This is a genomic window from Pseudomonas sp. B14(2017) (assembly GCF_002113255.1).
Classification (GTDB): domain Bacteria; phylum Pseudomonadota; class Gammaproteobacteria; order Pseudomonadales; family Pseudomonadaceae; genus Aquipseudomonas; species Aquipseudomonas putida_Z.
Genome location: NZ_NEJY01000022.1, coordinates 115,502 through 130,954 on the forward strand (window position 1 = coordinate 115,502; position 15,453 = coordinate 130,954).

The 15,453-nt window shown below is 64.3% G+C and carries 12 protein-coding genes; 7 read left to right on the top strand and 5 right to left on the bottom strand.

Annotated features, from left to right (window positions below):
- The 5 genes from CAG34_RS22395 (at nucleotide 1) to CAG34_RS22415 (ending at nucleotide 5,593) form a co-directional block, all read left to right on the top strand.
- Nucleotides 1-870 carry a LysR family transcriptional regulator gene (locus CAG34_RS22395; protein WP_085592457.1) on the top strand — a complete coding sequence of 290 codons (870 nt, stop codon included), beginning with the start codon at nucleotides 1-3 and terminating at the stop codon, nucleotides 868-870.
- 231 nt (nucleotides 871-1,101) lie between these two features.
- Nucleotides 1,102-2,160 carry a putative 2-aminoethylphosphonate ABC transporter ATP-binding protein gene (locus CAG34_RS22400; protein WP_085592459.1) on the top strand — a complete coding sequence of 353 codons (1,059 nt, stop codon included), beginning with the start codon at nucleotides 1,102-1,104 and terminating at the stop codon, nucleotides 2,158-2,160.
- Nucleotide 2,161: 1 nt separating this feature from the next.
- Nucleotides 2,162-3,886: a putative 2-aminoethylphosphonate ABC transporter permease subunit gene (locus CAG34_RS22405; protein ID WP_085592461.1), complete on the top strand. Its 1,725-nt coding sequence runs from the start codon at nucleotides 2,162-2,164 to the stop codon at nucleotides 3,884-3,886.
- 18 nt (nucleotides 3,887-3,904) lie between these two features.
- On the top strand, nucleotides 3,905-4,930 hold the full coding sequence (locus tag CAG34_RS22410; protein WP_085592463.1) for a putative 2-aminoethylphosphonate ABC transporter substrate-binding protein: 1,026 nt from the start codon (nucleotides 3,905-3,907) through the stop codon (nucleotides 4,928-4,930).
- A 114-nt stretch (nucleotides 4,931-5,044) separates the two neighbouring features.
- Entirely contained in the window at nucleotides 5,045-5,593 is a 549-nt protein-coding gene (locus tag CAG34_RS22415; RefSeq protein ID WP_085592465.1) for a phosphonate degradation HD-domain oxygenase, read from the top strand.
- Nucleotides 5,594-5,718: 125 nt separating this feature from the next.
- Here CAG34_RS22415 and CAG34_RS22420 read toward each other — a convergent pair whose 3' ends face one another.
- A complete protein-coding gene (locus tag CAG34_RS22420; RefSeq protein WP_061550299.1) occupies nucleotides 5,719-7,083 on the bottom strand; it encodes a GTPase/DUF3482 domain-containing protein in 1,365 nt (454 codons plus the stop codon).
- Nucleotides 7,076-8,467: a DUF2868 domain-containing protein gene (locus tag CAG34_RS22425; protein WP_085592467.1), complete on the bottom strand. Its 1,392-nt coding sequence runs from the start codon at nucleotides 8,465-8,467 to the stop codon at nucleotides 7,076-7,078. Before CAG34_RS22425 ends, CAG34_RS22420 begins: the two co-directional genes overlap by 8 nt.
- 110 nt (nucleotides 8,468-8,577) lie before the next feature.
- Between CAG34_RS22425 and CAG34_RS22430 the strand changes: the two genes are divergently transcribed.
- The gene (locus tag CAG34_RS22430; protein ID WP_085592495.1) at nucleotides 8,578-9,096 is read left to right on the top strand and encodes a dihydrofolate reductase; all 519 of its coding nucleotides are present in this window, start codon (nucleotides 8,578-8,580) and stop codon (nucleotides 9,094-9,096) included.
- A gap of 136 nt (nucleotides 9,097-9,232) precedes the next feature.
- On the opposite strand, the gene CAG34_RS22435 is transcribed toward CAG34_RS22430, so the two are convergent.
- Nucleotides 9,233-10,624 carry an L-cystine transporter gene (locus CAG34_RS22435; RefSeq protein WP_085592469.1) on the bottom strand — a complete coding sequence of 464 codons (1,392 nt, stop codon included), beginning with the start codon at nucleotides 10,622-10,624 and terminating at the stop codon, nucleotides 9,233-9,235.
- A gap of 244 nt (nucleotides 10,625-10,868) precedes the next feature.
- Between CAG34_RS22435 and CAG34_RS22440 the strand changes: the two genes are divergently transcribed.
- Entirely contained in the window at nucleotides 10,869-11,924 is a 1,056-nt protein-coding gene (locus tag CAG34_RS22440) for a phosphorylcholine phosphatase (protein WP_025340989.1), read from the top strand.
- A gap of 192 nt (nucleotides 11,925-12,116) precedes the next feature.
- Here the strand turns inward: CAG34_RS22440 and ilvD are convergent, their stop codons facing one another.
- Together ilvD and CAG34_RS22450 are read right to left on the bottom strand one after the other, a co-directional pair.
- A complete protein-coding gene (gene ilvD, locus CAG34_RS22445) occupies nucleotides 12,117-13,958 on the bottom strand; it encodes a dihydroxy-acid dehydratase (RefSeq protein ID WP_025340988.1) in 1,842 nt (613 codons plus the stop codon).
- Nucleotides 13,959-14,229: 271 nt separating this feature from the next.
- Nucleotides 14,230-15,426: a class I SAM-dependent rRNA methyltransferase gene (locus tag CAG34_RS22450; protein WP_013974648.1), complete on the bottom strand. Its 1,197-nt coding sequence runs from the start codon at nucleotides 15,424-15,426 to the stop codon at nucleotides 14,230-14,232.
- Nucleotides 15,427-15,453: the final 27 nt, after the last annotated feature.

Below are 15,453 nucleotides of genomic sequence, written 5' to 3' on the forward strand. Positions count from 1 at the left end.
ATGCTGAGTTCGGAGCTTAAAGCCTTCTACATGGTGGCCCGCCTGGGCAGCATCACCCTGGCGGCGAAGAAGCTCGGCCTCAGCCAGCCCACGGTGACCACGCAGATTCGCAACCTGGAGAGCCAGTACGCGGTGGAGCTGTTCTACCGCGGCGGGCGGCGCCTGGTGCTGAGCGAGGAGGGCGTGCGCCTGCTGCCGATGGTCAAGGCACTGCTGCAGCAGGAGGCCGACATCGAGTTCGAGCTGCGCAACAGCGGCCAGGCCCAGGGCAGCCTGCGCATCGCGGCCACGGCGCCTTACTACATTCTCGACCTGGTGAAGATCTACCGCGAACGCCTGCCGCAGGTGGAAGTGGCGGTGGAAATCGGCAACTCGCAGCAGGTGCTGGAGATGCTTGAGGACTACCGGGTGGATATCGCCGCTTCGTCGCAACTGCTGGAAGACGCTCGGCTGGTGCGGCGGGTGCTGGGGACTGACCCGTTGGTGGTGGCGGTGCATCGAAACCACCCGTTGGCACACCGCCAGGCGGTGTCCATTGACGTGGTGGCCGGGCATTGCCTGCTGATGCGCGAGAAGGGCTCGACCACACGCAAGCTGACCGAGCAGATGATGCAGGAGGCCGGGGTGAAGGCCGGCGCCTTGCTGGAGATTGGTAGCCGCGAATCGATCCGTGAGGCGGTGCTGCGCAATATCGGCATCAGCGTGATTGCCCGGCACGAGGTGCCGCACAACCCTGAGTTGCGGGTGCTGGCGCTGGAGAACGCGCCGGTGATGCATGAGTACCTGTATTGCCTGAAGGAGCGGCGCCAGGCCCGGTTGCCGGCGGCCTTCCTTGGGATGGCGCAGGAAGTGGCCGGTTCGCACTTCTGATAGCCATGTAGCGGCTGTACCGGCCCTATCGCCGGCAAGCCAGCTCCCACAGGTACCCCACAGTCCTTGAAACCTGTGCAGTACCTGTGGGAGCTGGCTTGCCGGCGATAGGGCCCTTGAAGGCCACTACAAAATCTACCTATACCACTATCACCCGCTTTTGCCCTAAAGCCACAGAACCTTCGCACAGCCTTCCTAGCATGGCCCCCATCTCTTCGATGAGGCCCTGCCATGAACCACACCACCCCCGGCGCACAGATGAAAGTGCGCAACATCCACAAGCGCTTCGGCGCCTTCACGGCGCTGAACGATGTCTCGCTGGACATCGCCGCCGGCGAACTGGTGTGCCTGCTCGGCCCGTCCGGCTGCGGCAAGACCACGTTGCTGCGCTGCATCGCCGGCCTGGAGCGCCAGGACCGCGGTACGTTGTACATCGGCGAGCGCGATATCTCGGAGCTGCCACCCCAGGCCCGTGACTACGGCATCCTGTTCCAGTCCTACGCGCTGTTCCCCAACCTCACCGTCGAAGCCAACATCGCCTATGGCCTGACTGGCAGCGGCCGCGAGCAGGCTCGCCAGCGAGTGGCCGAAATGCTCGAACTGGTGGGCCTGGCCGGCAGCGAGAAGAAATACCCCGGTCAGCTTTCCGGTGGCCAGCAGCAGCGTGTGGCCCTGGCCCGCGCGCTGGCACCGTCGCCGTCGTTGCTGCTGCTGGACGAGCCGATGTCGGCGATGGACGCCCGGGTGCGCGAGCACCTGTGCACCGAACTGCGCCAGCTGCAGCGCCAGCTGGGTATCACCACGCTGATGGTCACCCACAACCAGGACGAGGCCATGCTGATGGCCGACCGCATTGCGGTGATGAACAACGGCCAGGTCGAGCAGTACGCCACCCCGCAGGAAATCTACGACCAGCCGGCCACGCCGTTCGTTGCCGAGTTCGTCGGCCAGGGCAACTGGTTGCCGTTCCAGCGCAGTAGTGACAGCCATGCCCAGGTCGGTGGCATGAACATGCGTCTGGCACCAGGTTCCGCCCGGGCCAGCAGCGGCCGGTTGTTCTGCCGCCCGGAGGCGATCACGGTCAACCCGGCGGTGCACGAAGAAAACCTGTTCCCGGCCATGGTCCGTGAAATCACCTTCCTCGGTAACCGCTGCCGCATGAGCTTCGAGCTCAAGGCGCTGCCTGGCCATGCACTGCTGGCGGAGCTGGCCCCCGAGGCCATGCCGCGGCTGGGCTCGCAGGATATCTGGGTGGCGCTGCCACCGCAGAGCCTGCAGGTGTTTGCCTGAGATGGCCGCGCCAATGTCTCTGCCGCTGAGCCAGGCCAAGGCCACGCCGCGTGCTGGCGTCGCCCTGGGCGACCGGTTGTTCGTCGTCGGCGGCAAGAGCCTGCTGCTGATCCTTCTGGTGCTGGCGGTGCTGATGCCGCTGCTGGCGATCTTCTGGCGCGGCTTCAGCGCAGAAGCGGGCCAGGGTGGCGGCCTGCTGGCGGCCCGCGAACTGTTCGCCAGTGAAAACTTCCACTGGCTGCTGGGCAACAGCCTGTCGGTGGCCTTCACGGTGGCAGCCATCGTGGTGCCGCTGGCCTACCTGTTCGCCTATGCCCTGCAACGCACGCTGATTCCGGGCAAAGGCCTGTGGCGGGGGATTTCGTTGCTGCCGCTGCTGGCGCCGTCAATGCTGCCGGCCATCGCCCTGGTCTACCTGTTCGGTAACCAGGGGCTGCTGCGCGGGTTGCTCAGCGACAACATCTATGGCTTCTGGGGCATTGTGCTGGGCGAGGCCATCTACACCTTTCCGCATGCCCTGATGATCCTGCTGTCGGCGCTATCGCTGGCCGATGCACGCCTGTTCGACGCAGCGTCCAGCATGGGTGCCGGCCCTTGGCGAGCGTTCACCAGCATCACCTGGCCGGCCACGCGCCAGGCAGTATTCGCAGCGTTCTGCCTGGTGTTCACCCTGACCATCACCGACTTCGGTGTACCGGTCGTGGTCGGCGGCGACTATCAGGTGCTGGCCCTGGAAGCCTACAAGGCTGTGGTCGGCCAGCAGCAGTTCGGCCGCGGCGCGCTGATCGGCATGGTGCTGCTGTTGCCGGCGCTGTTCAGCTTTACCGTCGATGCCTGGCTGCGCCGGCACCAGGGCGAGGCCATGAGCGGCCGTGCCCAGGTGTTCGAGCCCAAGCCGTCGCGGGGCCGTGATGCCTGCTTCCTGGCGATCGTGCTGCTGGTGTGCGCGGCATTGCTGCTGGTGATCGGCATGGCGGTGTATTCGTCGCTGGTCACTTTCTGGCCCTACAACCTGTCGTTGTCGCTGCGTCACTACATGTTCGAGGACACCGCCGGTGGTGGCTGGCTGGCCTACCGCAACAGCGTGACCATGGCCATCGGCACCGCGCTGATCGGCAGCATCGTGATCTTCACCGGCGCCTACCTGATGGAGAAGACCCAGGGCCAACGCCTGCTCAACCAGGCGCTGCGCCTGCTCAGCTTCATCCCCATGGCCGTGCCGGGCCTGGTGCTGGGCCTGGGCTACGTATTCTTCTTCAACCTGAACGGCAACCCGCTGCATGTGTTCTACGGCGGCATGGGGCTGCTGGTGGTGTGCACCATCGCCCACTACCTGACCACCGCGCAGATGACCGCGACCACCGCCCTGCGCCAGCTAGACGGCGAGTTCGAGGCCGCCGCGCTGTCGCTGAAGGCGCCGCTGTACAGGCACTTTCTGCGGGTGACCGTGCCGATCTGCCTGCCGGCGCTGCTGGACATCATCCGCTACCTGTTCGTTTCGGCGATGACCACCGTGTCGGCGGCGATCTTCCTGTACAGCCCCGACACCATCCTGGCTGCCGTCGCCGTGCTGAACATGGATGACGCCGGCAACGTCGGTGGTGCCGCCGCCATGTCCACCCTGATCCTGCTGACCAGTGCCGGCGCTTCACTGCTGCTGGCCGCAGCCTCACGCGGCCTGCTGCGCCGCTCCCAAGCCTGGCGCCAACGCGCCGCGACCGTCTGACCTGTAAGGAACCTACCCATGTACAAGCACCTTGCACTTGCCGCTGCCGTTTCCGCCGTGTTCAGCCTGCAGGCTTCGGCCGCTGGTACCCAGCTGACGGTCTACACCGCCCTGGAAGCCGAACAGCTCAAGAGCTACAAGCAGGCCTTCGAGAAGGCCAACCCGGACATCGAGATCAAGTGGGTTCGTGACTCTACCGGCATCATCACCGCCAAGCTGCTGGCCGAGAAAGACCGCCCGCAAGCCGACGCAGTGTGGGGCCTGGCTGCTTCCAGCCTGGCCATCCTCGACCAGAACGGCATGCTCGAAGCCTACGCACCGAAGGACCTGGGCAAGATTGCCGCCAACTACCGCGATGCTGCCAACCCACCAGCCTGGGTCGGTATGGACGTGTGGGCCGCGACCATCTGCTTCAATACCATCGAGGCCGAGAAGCAGGGCCTGAGCAAGCCGGTAAGCTGGCAGGACCTGACCAAGCCCGAGTACAAGGGCAAGATCGTCATGCCGAACCCGGCTTCGTCCGGCACCGGCTTCCTGGATGTCAGTGCCTGGCTGCAGACCTTTGGCGAGCCACAGGGTTGGGCGTACATGGATGCACTGCACCAGAACATCGGCCAGTACGTTCATTCCGGTTCCAAGCCGTGCAAGCTTGCCGCAGCGGGTGAATTCCCGATCGGTATCTCGTTCGAGTACCCGGCCGTGCAGCTCAAGCGCCAGGGCGCGCCGCTGGACATCGTGCTGCCGAAGGAAGGCCTAGGCTGGGAGATCGAGGCGACTGCGGTGATCAAAGGTTCGCCAAAAGCGGATGCGGCCAAGCGCCTGGCTGATTTCTCGGCAAGCCCGGCGGCCATGGAGCTGTACAAGGAGAACTTCGCCGTGCTGGCTGCCCCGGGTATTGCCAAGCCGCAGACCGAACTGCCGGCGGACTATGAACAGCGCCTGATCAAGAACGACTTTGCCTGGGCCTCGAAGAACCGTGACCAGATCCTGGCGGAGTGGCGCAAGCGCTATGACGGCAAGTCGGAGAAGGTGGCTCAGCAGTAACCTGCACCGGCCTCTTCGCAGCACAAGGCTGCTCCTACAGGTCGGCGACAACCTGTAGGAGCAGCCTTGTGCTGCGAAGAAGCCACCACCCAATCAAGCCAGGAGAAGACGGTGATGCCCACCCCAGCCCAGATCATCGACAGCACCTTCGCGCTGTACGAACGCCACGGCAGTGACGACTACATCGGCGAAGCCATCACCCAGCTCGAACACATGTCCCAGGCCGCGCAACTGGCCATGGCCGAAGGCTTCGACGACGAAGTGGTGCTGGCGGCGTTCTTCCACGACATCGGCCACCTGTGCGGCGGTGACGCCAGCATGGGCGGCTATGGCGTGGTCAGCCATGAGCGCATCGGCGCCGAGTATTTACGCCGCTGTGGTTTCGGCGAACGCATGGCGCGGCTGGTGCAGTATCACGTTGAGGCCAAGCGCTACCTGACTTTGCGCCAGCCTGGGTATTACCAGCGGTTGAGTGAAGCGAGCCGGCGGACCTTGGAGTATCAGGGGGGCGTGATGAGCGAGGACGAGGCGGATGTGTTCGAGCGGGATCCGCTGTTCGAGGTGAGCTTGCGGATGAGGGAGTGGGATGAGCGGGCCAAAGTGGTCGGGGTGGCGGTGATTGATTTGAATGGGTTGAAGCAGAAGGCTTTGGCTCTACTCTGATATTCCGGTTGCCAGCACTGGCCCTATCGCCGGCAAGCCAGCTCCCACAGGTACTGCGCAGTATTCGAAGGCAGTGGAGCTCCTGTGGGAGCTGGCTTGCCGGCGATAGGGCCAGACCTGCTTGATCAAAACTGTGAAACCAGCGCCTCCAGCTGTTCCTGCCGCTCAGCCTGGTTCAGCTTCGCCCCAGGGTTGAGGGTGGACCACTGCGGATGCGCCCGCGCCTTGCTCAGCGCCTCCGGCAACTTGCCCTCCCGCCAGGCCTTCTCATCCAGTTCTCCCAGCCGAATGCTGTCCTGCGCCGCATGCCCGCGGTTTTCCAGCGCCACCATCAACTGCTGCTGACGCAAGGCCAACAAGCGCAACACCGTGTCGTCCACCGTCAGCTCGCGCTTGCCCTTGAGCTTGCCCATCAACCGCGACCCATAGTTGCGCGCCGTCTGCAGCGCGCCGCCGGCAATCGCCCCGGCCAGGGCGGCAGCCCCCAGTGTCAGGCCGCCGACCAGCAGGTCCACCCCGGCACCCGCCGCAGCACCGGCGGCCACACCACTGCCCAAGCGCACGCCCAGCAGCTTCAAGGTTTCGGGATTGAACAGGTCATCGCCCCAACGGCCATCCAGCAACGGCAGGTCGCTGGCATGGGCGTCCTCGCGGCGGAAGGCATACAGCTTGAGCAGTGCCTCGACACAGCGCTGCTCGCGCTGGCGCACCTCTTGCCGCAATGCCTCGATGGCTCGGGCTTCGGCAGCCGGTTCGGCCTCGACGCTGCGCCGGCAGGCAGCGCAGTCCAGCAGCAGCTCGGCAATCAGGCGCTTGCCGCTGTGCCGACGCGCCAGGCGCTGTGCCTGCTGGTCGTCGATCAGCCGCTGCAGGGCCGGGCGGGCGTCTTCCAGCAGCAGGGCCAGGCTTTCGTACAACCGGCGCTCGCCATCCTCTGGCGGGGCCACGCTGTCGAACCGCACCAACGCGTGAAGCCCAAGCCTGGCAAGGGCTTCACGCCATTGCGGCTCGCGGTGCTGGTGGCTGGCGACGAAGTTGAGCACCGGTAGCAGCGGCTTGCCGCAGCTGGCCAGCACTTCCAGTTCGTCGCGGTATTTGGCCAGCACCGGTTCACGGGCGTCGATTACATACAAACCGGCATTGCTGGCCAGCAGCTGGCGCAGCACCTTGGCCTCCTGCTCGAAACGCTGGCGTGCCTCGCTGCCTTGCAGAAAGCGCTCGAGGCGGGCCGGGCCGTCCAGGCGCTCGCCCGGGCGCTCCAGGCGTTCGAGGTAGTCGAGCAGGGCGATGGCGTCTTCCAGGCCCGGGGTGTCGTACAGTTCGAGCAAGGGTTCGCCGTCCACCGACAGCCGCGCACCTTCCACATGGCGGGTGGTGCTGGGGCGGTGGGAGACTTCGCCAAAGCCGACGTCACGGGTCAGGGTGCGCAGCAGCGAGGTCTTGCCGACGTTGGTGTGGCCGACCACGGCCAGTTTCAGCGGCTCAGTCATGGCCATGCTCCAGCCAGGTCAGCGGCGAGGTATCGGCATGCGCCAGGCCAAGGCGGTCGAGGGCTTCGTGCCAGTCGCCCAGGCGCTGGGCGTCCAGGGCCTCGCCCGGTGCGGCCTGCAGTAGCCAGATGCGGGTGGCGCCGGCATTGCGTGCCAGCTCGGCGAGCAGCGCCAGGCTGCCGCGGTCGGGCGAACGGCGTGGGTCGCAAGCGATGGCCAGGCGTGCCGGCGGAAAACGGCTGAGCTGTTCGAGCAGGCGGTTGCGCGATTCGCGGCTGTCGAGCACGCCGGCACTGGTCACGCTTTTCGGCAGCGCGGGCGGCCAGGGGTGCTGGTCGTCCAGCTCCAGGCCGACCAGCAGGGCGCCGCTGCTGCCGCTTTCCAGCTGGCCAGCGGCAAACTGCGGCAAGGCTTCGGGCGCGGCATCCTGGACGCCGATGCGTTCGCTGCGCGGCATCAGCGCTTCACGCAGCTGCGCGTAGCCGGGCAGGCTGAGGTCCAACGCCAGGCGTTGGTGGCCTTGACGCCAGCGCCACAGACACAGCCCGGCCAGCAGCAGACGCGGCAGCAGGCCGTACACCAGCACCACGCCAAGCAGCCAGCTGGCCCAGGCCTGGCGCGCCAGGTCCAGGGCCGGCTGGCTGTCGCCGCTGGCGTGGATCATGGCCTCGTCGGGTACCGTGAAGCCCAGCAGCGAGGGCAGCGCGCCCAAGGCTTGGGTCAGGTGGATGAACGGGTCGGCGGCGAGCAGGGTGGTCTCCCAGACAAAGCCATAGCGCCGGGTCGCCAGCAAGGCCAGCAGCATGCCCAGTGCGGTGATCATCGCCAGCAGCCACAGGCCATGCACCAGCAGGCCGAGCAGCCAGCGGTTCAGGCGCTGGCGTTGCAGCAGCACCAGCAGCGCCGGTGCCAGGTGCGCAGCCTTGGCGTCACGGGCAAAGCGTTCGCTCAGCCACAGCCACAGGCGGCCCAGCCCCGCGCCATGCTCGCCGCTCAGGGCAAAGCCGATGGCCCAGCCCAGCAGCATCAGCAGGTTCAGCCCGAGCAGGCTGCCCAGGGCCCAGAACACATTCACCGGGCGCTGCCCGTCGCCCAGGGCGGCCAGTGCCAACCCTGCGCCGCTGAGCACGGCCAGCACCAGCAAGGCCAGCAGCGCCAGGCGGGCGCCCTGTTTCCAGTGGCGCAGGGCGGTGCTGATGCCGTCGCGTTCGGCCAGGAACAGGGCACGGGTTTCGATGCGGGCCGCCAGGTCACCGCCTGCCTGGCGGGCGCGGCGGTTGGCTTCCTGGTCCTCCAGGGGGCCGGCATGTTCCTCGCGCAGGCGTACCGCTTCGGTGAGCCAGCGCTTGTCCAGTGAAGTCGGTGCGGTCACAAGGTCTTCCATTGCACAGGTCAGGGCAGAAGCATAACCCAGACGTCGGATCGTGAGATTTGTAGGGCGTCTTCGTCAGTTATCTAGATATCTTCTCCGGGTTGTTTGATATCCTCGCCGGCATGAAGACATCCCTCCCTCTCTGCTTGATTGCTGCCATCGGTAAAAACCGAGTGATTGGCATTCATAACCATATGCCCTGGCATCTGCCAGGAGACTTCAAGTTTTTCAAGTCTCAGACCATGAACAAGCCCATCATTATGGGCCGTAAGACTTGGGATTCACTTGGCCGTGCTTTGCCAGGGCGTCTGAATATCGTAGTGAGTCGTCAGCCTAGACTTGAGCTCGAGGGCGCAACAGTTGTTTCCTCGCTGGAAGAGGCTTTGGTTCTTGCTGATGATTGGGCTCAGACCAAAGGTGTTGATGAGCTCATGCTGATCGGCGGTGCTCAGCTCTATGGAGAGGCGCTGGAGAAGGGGCTGGTCAATCGCATGTATCTGACATGGGTAGAGCTCGAGCCGGATGGCGATGCATGGTTCCCAGAGATTGATAACAAACAGTGGCGCTTGGAATCAAAAACTCCACAACCTGCCGAGGCCGCAGGCCCTGAGTACCATTTCGAGGTTTGGGACAAACGCTGAATTTTTGGGGCTGCCTTGCAGCCCTTTCGCGACACAAGGCCGCTCCTACAGGGGACCGTGCAAGACAGACATGCGCGGGCCGTTGTAGGAGCGGCCTTGTGTCGCGACAGGGGCGCAACGCGCCCCCGGCAATCTGTCAGGAATGACTCAGCTCGGCATGTTCATCGCCAGCCAGCACATCCTTGTCGGTCTCTTTCAGCAGTTGGCTGGTCACCACCCCTGCGGTCATCGAACCGTTCACGTTCAACGCCGTGCGGCCCATGTCGATCAGCGGCTCCACCGAAATCAGCAACGCCACCAGCTCCACCGGCAAGCCCATGGCCGGCAGCACGATCAGCGCGGCGAAAGTCGCACCGCCACCTACGCCGGCAACACCTGCCGAACTCAAGGTGACGATGGCCACGAGGGTGGCGATCCACAGCGGGTCGAAGGTATCGATGCCCACCGCCGGCGCCACCATCACCGCCAACATGGCGGGATAGAGGCCTGCGCAGCCGTTCTGGCCAATGGTGGTACCGAACGATGCGCTGAAGCTGGCAATCGACTGCGGTACGCCCAGGCGGCGGGTTTGCGCTTCGATGTTCAGCGGAATGCTGGCGGCGCTGGAGCGGCTGGTGAAGGCGAAGGTCAGCACCGGCCACACCTTGCGGAAGAAGCGCAGCGGGCTCACGCCGGTGGCGGCGAGGATAACGCCGTGCACCACGAACATCAGCGCCAGGCCCAGGTACGACACCACCACGAAGCTGCCCAGCTTGAGGATGTCTTCCATGTTCGAGCTGGCCACCACCTTGGTCATCAGCGCCAGTACGCCATACGGGGTCAGCTTCATCACCACCCGCACCAGGCGCATCACCCAGGCCTGCAGGGTGTCGATGGCCGACAGCGCGCGTTCGCCTTTCTCGGCATCGTCCTTGATCAGCTGCAGCGCGGCCAGGCCGAGGAACACGGCAAAGATCACCACGCTGATGATCGAGGTCGGCTTGGCCCGTGCCAGGTCACCTACCGGGTTGCTGGGGATGAACGACAGCAGCAGTTGCGGGATGTTGAGGTCGGCGACCTTGCCGGCGTAGTCGCTGTGGATAACCTGCATGCGCGCACTTTCCTGCGCGCCGGCCACCAGGCCTTCGGCGCTCAGGCCGAACAGGTTGGTCAGGACGATGCCGATCAACGCGGCGATGGCGGTGGTCAGCAGCAGGGTGCCAATGCTCAGCACACTGATGCGGCCCAGTGACGAGGCATTGTGCAGGCGCGCCACGGCACTGAGGATCGAGGCGAAGATCAGCGGCATGACGATCATCTGCAACAGGCCGACGTAGCCGTTGCCGACCAGGTCGAGCCAGCTGATGGTGGCCTTGAGTACGGGGTGGCCAGCGCCGTAGACGGTATGCAGGATCAGGCCGAACACCACGCCCAGCACCAGGCCCAGCAATACTTTCCTGGCCAGGCTCCAGTCGGTGCGGCGGGTTTGTGCCAGGCCCAGCAACAGGGCCAGGAACGCCAGCAGGTTAAGGAACAGCGGCAGGTTCATTGAAGCTCCAGCAGAAAAAAGCAGAAGAGGCATCGCCTCTGTGAGCGATTGCGAACGGAAATGCTAACAGGCTGAAAACAAACGAATTTATACCCAAATGGAATGTGCATAGTCGTTTATGGAATAACGGCGTGTCGCGGATTGCAATGAACACGGCGTTTGCAGCTGCATGGAGGTCGTTATCAAGGGCTGCCGGCGGGGATTGTTGCACTAGCGTTTCGGGGTCATTTCAGGAGATTCGTACATGAAGTTCGCTCCGAAAGCCGTCGCCATCGGCCTGTCCCTGCTGTTCAGTATCGAAACCTTCGCCACCGAGCTCAAGCACTGGCCCGCCGAGGCAGCCAGGCAGCTCGACGGCATGATTGCCGCCAATGCCAACAAGGGTAACTACGCTGTCTTCGACATGGACAACACCAGTTACCGCTACGACCTTGAAGAGGCCTTGCTGCCGTTCATGGAAAACAAGGGCCTGCTGAGCCGCGACAAGCTCGACCCCTCGTTGAAGCTGATGCCGTTCAAGGACACCGCCGAGCACAAGGAAAGCCTGTTCAGTTACTACTACCGGCTGTGCGAAGTGGACGACATGGTCTGCTACCCGTGGGTGGCCCAGGTGTTCTCCGGCTTTACCTTGCAGGAGCTGAAGGTGCAGGTGGATGAGCTGATGGCCTCCGGCAAACCGATCCCGGCCACCTATTACGAAGGGGACCAGGTCAAGGCCATCGAGGTACAGCCACCCAAGGTCTTCAAGGGCCAGGCCGAGCTGTACAACAAGCTGATGGAGAATGGTATCGAGGTCTATGTGATTTCCGCTGCTTCCGAGGAACTGGTGCGCATGGTCGCGTCGGACCCCAAGTACGGTTACAACGTGAAGCCGCAGAATGTGATTGGCGTGAGCCTGTTGCTGAAGGACCGCGCCAGCGGCCAGTTGACCACCGCGCGCAAGCAGATCAGCGCCGGGCACTATGATGCCAAGGCCAACGTGGGGCTGGAACTGACCCCGTACCTGTGGACCCCGGCCACCTGGATGGCAGGCAAGCAGGCGGCGATCCTGACCTATATCGATGAGTGGAAGAAACCGGTGCTGGTGGGGGGCGATACGCCGACCAGTGATGGCTACATGCAGTTTCATGGGGTGGATGTGGGCAAAGGTGGCATCCACTTGTGGATAAACCGCAAGGCCAAGTACATGGACCAGATGAACGGGATGATTGCCAGGAATGCCGCGGCGCAGGCCAAGGAAGGGCTGCCGGTGACGGCGGACAAGAACTGGGTGATCGTGACGCCGGAGCAGATTCAGTAGTTGGTGTTTCGCCTGTACTGGCCCTATCGCCGGCAAGCCAGCTCCCACAGGGAACACACAGGCCTTCAGAACTGTGTGGTCTCTGTGGGAGCTGGCTTGCCGGCGATAGGGCCAGTACGAGCAGCACACAAATCACAGGTATAAAAAAACCGGCGCCCAGGGCGCCGGTTTTTCATTCACACCGTCAGAGCCTCACAGCCCTTCCAGCATCGCCTTGTTACGCACAGCGCCCTTGTCGGCACTGGTCGCCAGCAGGGCATAGGCCTTCAGCGCGGTGGTCACCTTGCGTGGGCGTACTTCAGCCGGTTTCCAGCCCTTCTTGTCCTGCTCGACACGGCGCTCGGCCAGCTCTTCGTCGCTGACCTGCAGGTTGATCGAACGATTCGGGATGTCGATCAGCACCTTGTCGCCGTCGCGCACCAGGCCGATGGCGCCGCCAGCGGCGGCTTCCGGCGAGGCGTGACCGATCGACAGGCCCGAGGTGCCGCCCGAGAAGCGGCCGTCGGTGAGCAGGGCGCAAGCCTTGCCCAGGCCCTTGGACTTCAGGTACGAGGTCGGGTACAGCATTTCCTGCATGCCCGGGCCACCTTTCGGGCCTTCGTAGCGGATGATCACGATGTCGCCGGCCTTCACTTCGTCGGCGAGGATGCCGCGTACGGCGCTGTCCTGGCTCTCGAAAATCTTCGCGGTGCCTTCGAACACCAGGATCGACTCGTCGACACCGGCGGTTTTCACCACGCAGCCATCCAGCGCGATGTTGCCGTACAGCACGGCCAGGCCGCCTTCCTGCGAATAGGCGTGCTCGACACTGCGGATGCAGCCGTTCTCACGGTCGTCATCCAGGGATTCCCAACGGGTCGACTGGCTGAATGCCGTCTGGGTCGGGATGCCGGCAGGGCCGGCCTTGAAGAAGGTGTGCACTGCTTCGTCATCGGTCTGGGTGATGTCCCACTTGGCGATGGCTTCTTCCATGCTGCGGCTGTGCACGGTCGGCAGGTCGGTGTGCAGCAGGCCGCCACGGGCCAGCGAGCCGAGGATGCTGAAGATGCCGCCGGCACGGTGCACGTCTTCCATGTGGTATTTCTGGATGTTCGGCGCAACCTTGCACAGCTGCGGCACCTTGCGCGACAGGCGGTCGATGTCGCGCAGGTCGAACGCCACTTCGGCTTCCTGGGCGGCGGCCAGCAGGTGCAGGATGGTGTTGGTCGAGCCGCCCATGGCGATGTCGAGCATCATGGCGTTCTCGAACGCCTTGAAGTTGGCGATGTTGCGCGGCAGTACCGACTCATCGTTCTCGCCGTAGTAGCGCTTGCACAGCTCGACGATGGTGCGACCGGCGGTGAGGAACAGCTGCTCGCGGTCGGCGTGGGTGGCCAGGGTCGAACCGTTGCCCGGCAGGGCCAGGCCGAGGGCTTCGGTCAGGCAGTTCATCGAGTTGGCGGTGAACATGCCGGAGCACGAACCGCAGGTCGGGCAGGCGCTGCGCTCGTATTCGGCGACTTTTTCGTCGGAAGCCGAGGAGTCGGCGGCAATGACCATGGCGTCGACCAGGTCCAGGCCGTGGCTGGCCAGCTTGGTCTTGCCGGCTTCCATCGGGCCGCCGGAGACGAAGATTACCGGGATGTTCAGGCGCAGGGCGGCCATCAGCATGCCGGGGGTGATCTTGTCGCAGTTGGAGATGCACACGATGGCGTCGGCGCAGTGGGCGTTGACCATGTACTCCACGGCGTCGGCGATGATCTCGCGGCTTGGCAGCGAGTAGAGCATGCCGTCGTGGCCCATGGCGATGCCGTCATCGACCGCGATGGTGTTGAATTCCTTGGCCACGCCACCGGCGCGTTCGATTTCGCGGGCGACCAGCTGGCCCAGGTCCTTCAGGTGCACGTGGCCCGGGACGAACTGGGTGAACGAGTTGGCGATGGCGATGATCGGTTTCTTGAAGTCTTCGTCCTTCATCCCGGTGGCGCGCCACAGGGCACGGGCGCCGGCCATGTTGCGGCCTTGGGTGGAAGTCTTGGAACGATAATCAGGCATGAAACACTCCTGGCGGCTTAATCAGGTCACAAAAAGGGGAGTGAGCTTCTCTTGTCCTTTGTACCGCAGGCCGGTTGCCACTGGCACGGATGGGGCCGAAGACCTCGCGGGATCGCCGCGTGCTTGGGCAGAGCTCATAAACCCGCCGGGGATGACTGGCGATGAATAGGCCGATTCTACACCGCTGGCGCGGCGAGGGAATGCAGATGTGGATAGCTGGCGGGGAGATTGCAGCAGGAAAGGGCCGCTTGGCGGCCCTTTTTAGCGGATATCAGCTGTTTGGCAGCAACCGGCAGGTGATGCTCTTGATGTAGCGGGTTTCGGCGATGGCCGGGTGCACCGGGTGGTCGGGGCCCTGGCCGCCGCGCTCGAGCAACTGCAGGTTGCGGTCCAGGTGACGGGCGCTGGTCAGCAGGATGTTGTGCAGGTCGTCCTCGGGCAGGTGCATCGAGCACGAGGCACTGACCAGGATGCCGTCCTTGGTCAGCATGCGCATGGCCTGTTCGTTCAGGCGGCGGTAGGCCGCTTCACCGTTCTTCAGGTCTTTCTTGCGCTTGATGAAGGCGGGTGGGTCGGCAATGATCACGTCGAAGCGCTCTTCGGCGGCCTTCAGTTCGCGCAGGGCCTCGAACACATCGCCTTCGATGCAGGTCAGTTTCTCGCTGATACCGTTCAGCGCGGCGTTACGCTCCACGCCGTCCAGGGCAAAGCCCGAGGCGTCGACGCAGAACACTTCGCTGGCGCCGAAGGCACCGGCTTGCACGCCCCAGCCACCGATGTAGCTGAACAGGTCGAGCACGCGCTTGCCTTTAACGTACGGCGCCAGGCGTGCACGGTTCATGCGGTGGTCGTAGAACCAGCCGGTCTTCTGGCCTTCGCGTACCGGGGCTTCGAACTTGACGCCGTTTTCTTCCAGCGGCACCCAGTCCGGCACTTCGCCATAGACGGTCTCGACATAGCGCTGCAGGCCTTCGGCGTCACGCGCGGAGGAGTCGTTCTTGAACAGGATGCCGCTTGGCTTGAGCACCTGTACCAGGGCTGCAATCACGTCGTCCTTGTGCGCTTCCATGGTGGCCGAGGCCAATTGCACCACGAGGATGTCGAAGAAGCGGTCGACCACCAGGCCTGGCAGCAGATCGGAATCGCCATAGACCAGGCGGTAGCACGGTTGGTCGAACAGGCGCTGGCGCAGCGACAGGGCGACGTTCAGGCGGTGCACCAGCAGCGACTTGTCCAGCGGCAGCTTGGCGTCGCGCGACAGCAGGCGGGCGCAGATCAGGTTGTTCGGGCTCAGTGCGACGATACCCAGCGGCTTGCCGTTGGCCGCCTCGAGAACAGCCTGCTGGCCGGCCTGGAAGCCTTGCAGCGGGGTCGCGCTGACGTCGACTTCGTTGCTGTAGACCCACAGGTGGCCGGCGCGCAGGCGGCGGTCGGCATTAGCTTTGAGGCGTAGGCTGGGCAGGGACATGACGTCGCTCCGGGAAAAAAGAGCGGG

Bases quoted from the DNA above. Each gene is read 5' to 3' on its own strand.
- CAG34_RS22395 (WP_085592457.1), top strand. From the start codon at position 1: ATGCTGAGTTCGGAGCTTAAAGCCTTCTACATGGTGGCCCGCCTGGGC.
- CAG34_RS22400 (WP_085592459.1), top strand. From the start codon at position 1,102: ATGAACCACACCACCCCCGGCGCACAGATGAAAGTGCGCAACATCCAC.
- CAG34_RS22405 (WP_085592461.1), top strand. From the start codon at position 2,162: ATGGCCGCGCCAATGTCTCTGCCGCTGAGCCAGGCCAAGGCCACGCCG.
- CAG34_RS22410 (WP_085592463.1), top strand. From the start codon at position 3,905: ATGTACAAGCACCTTGCACTTGCCGCTGCCGTTTCCGCCGTGTTCAGC.
- CAG34_RS22415 (WP_085592465.1), top strand. From the start codon at position 5,045: ATGCCCACCCCAGCCCAGATCATCGACAGCACCTTCGCGCTGTACGAA.
- CAG34_RS22420 (WP_061550299.1), bottom strand. From the start codon at position 7,083: ATGACTGAGCCGCTGAAACTGGCCGTGGTCGGCCACACCAACGTCGGC.
- CAG34_RS22425 (WP_085592467.1), bottom strand. From the start codon at position 8,467: ATGGAAGACCTTGTGACCGCACCGACTTCACTGGACAAGCGCTGGCTC.
- CAG34_RS22430 (WP_085592495.1), top strand. From the start codon at position 8,578: ATGAAGACATCCCTCCCTCTCTGCTTGATTGCTGCCATCGGTAAAAAC.
- CAG34_RS22435 (WP_085592469.1), bottom strand. From the start codon at position 10,624: ATGAACCTGCCGCTGTTCCTTAACCTGCTGGCGTTCCTGGCCCTGTTG.
- CAG34_RS22440 (WP_025340989.1), top strand. From the start codon at position 10,869: ATGAAGTTCGCTCCGAAAGCCGTCGCCATCGGCCTGTCCCTGCTGTTC.
- ilvD (WP_025340988.1), bottom strand. From the start codon at position 13,958: ATGCCTGATTATCGTTCCAAGACTTCCACCCAAGGCCGCAACATGGCC.
- CAG34_RS22450 (WP_013974648.1), bottom strand. From the start codon at position 15,426: ATGTCCCTGCCCAGCCTACGCCTCAAAGCTAATGCCGACCGCCGCCTG.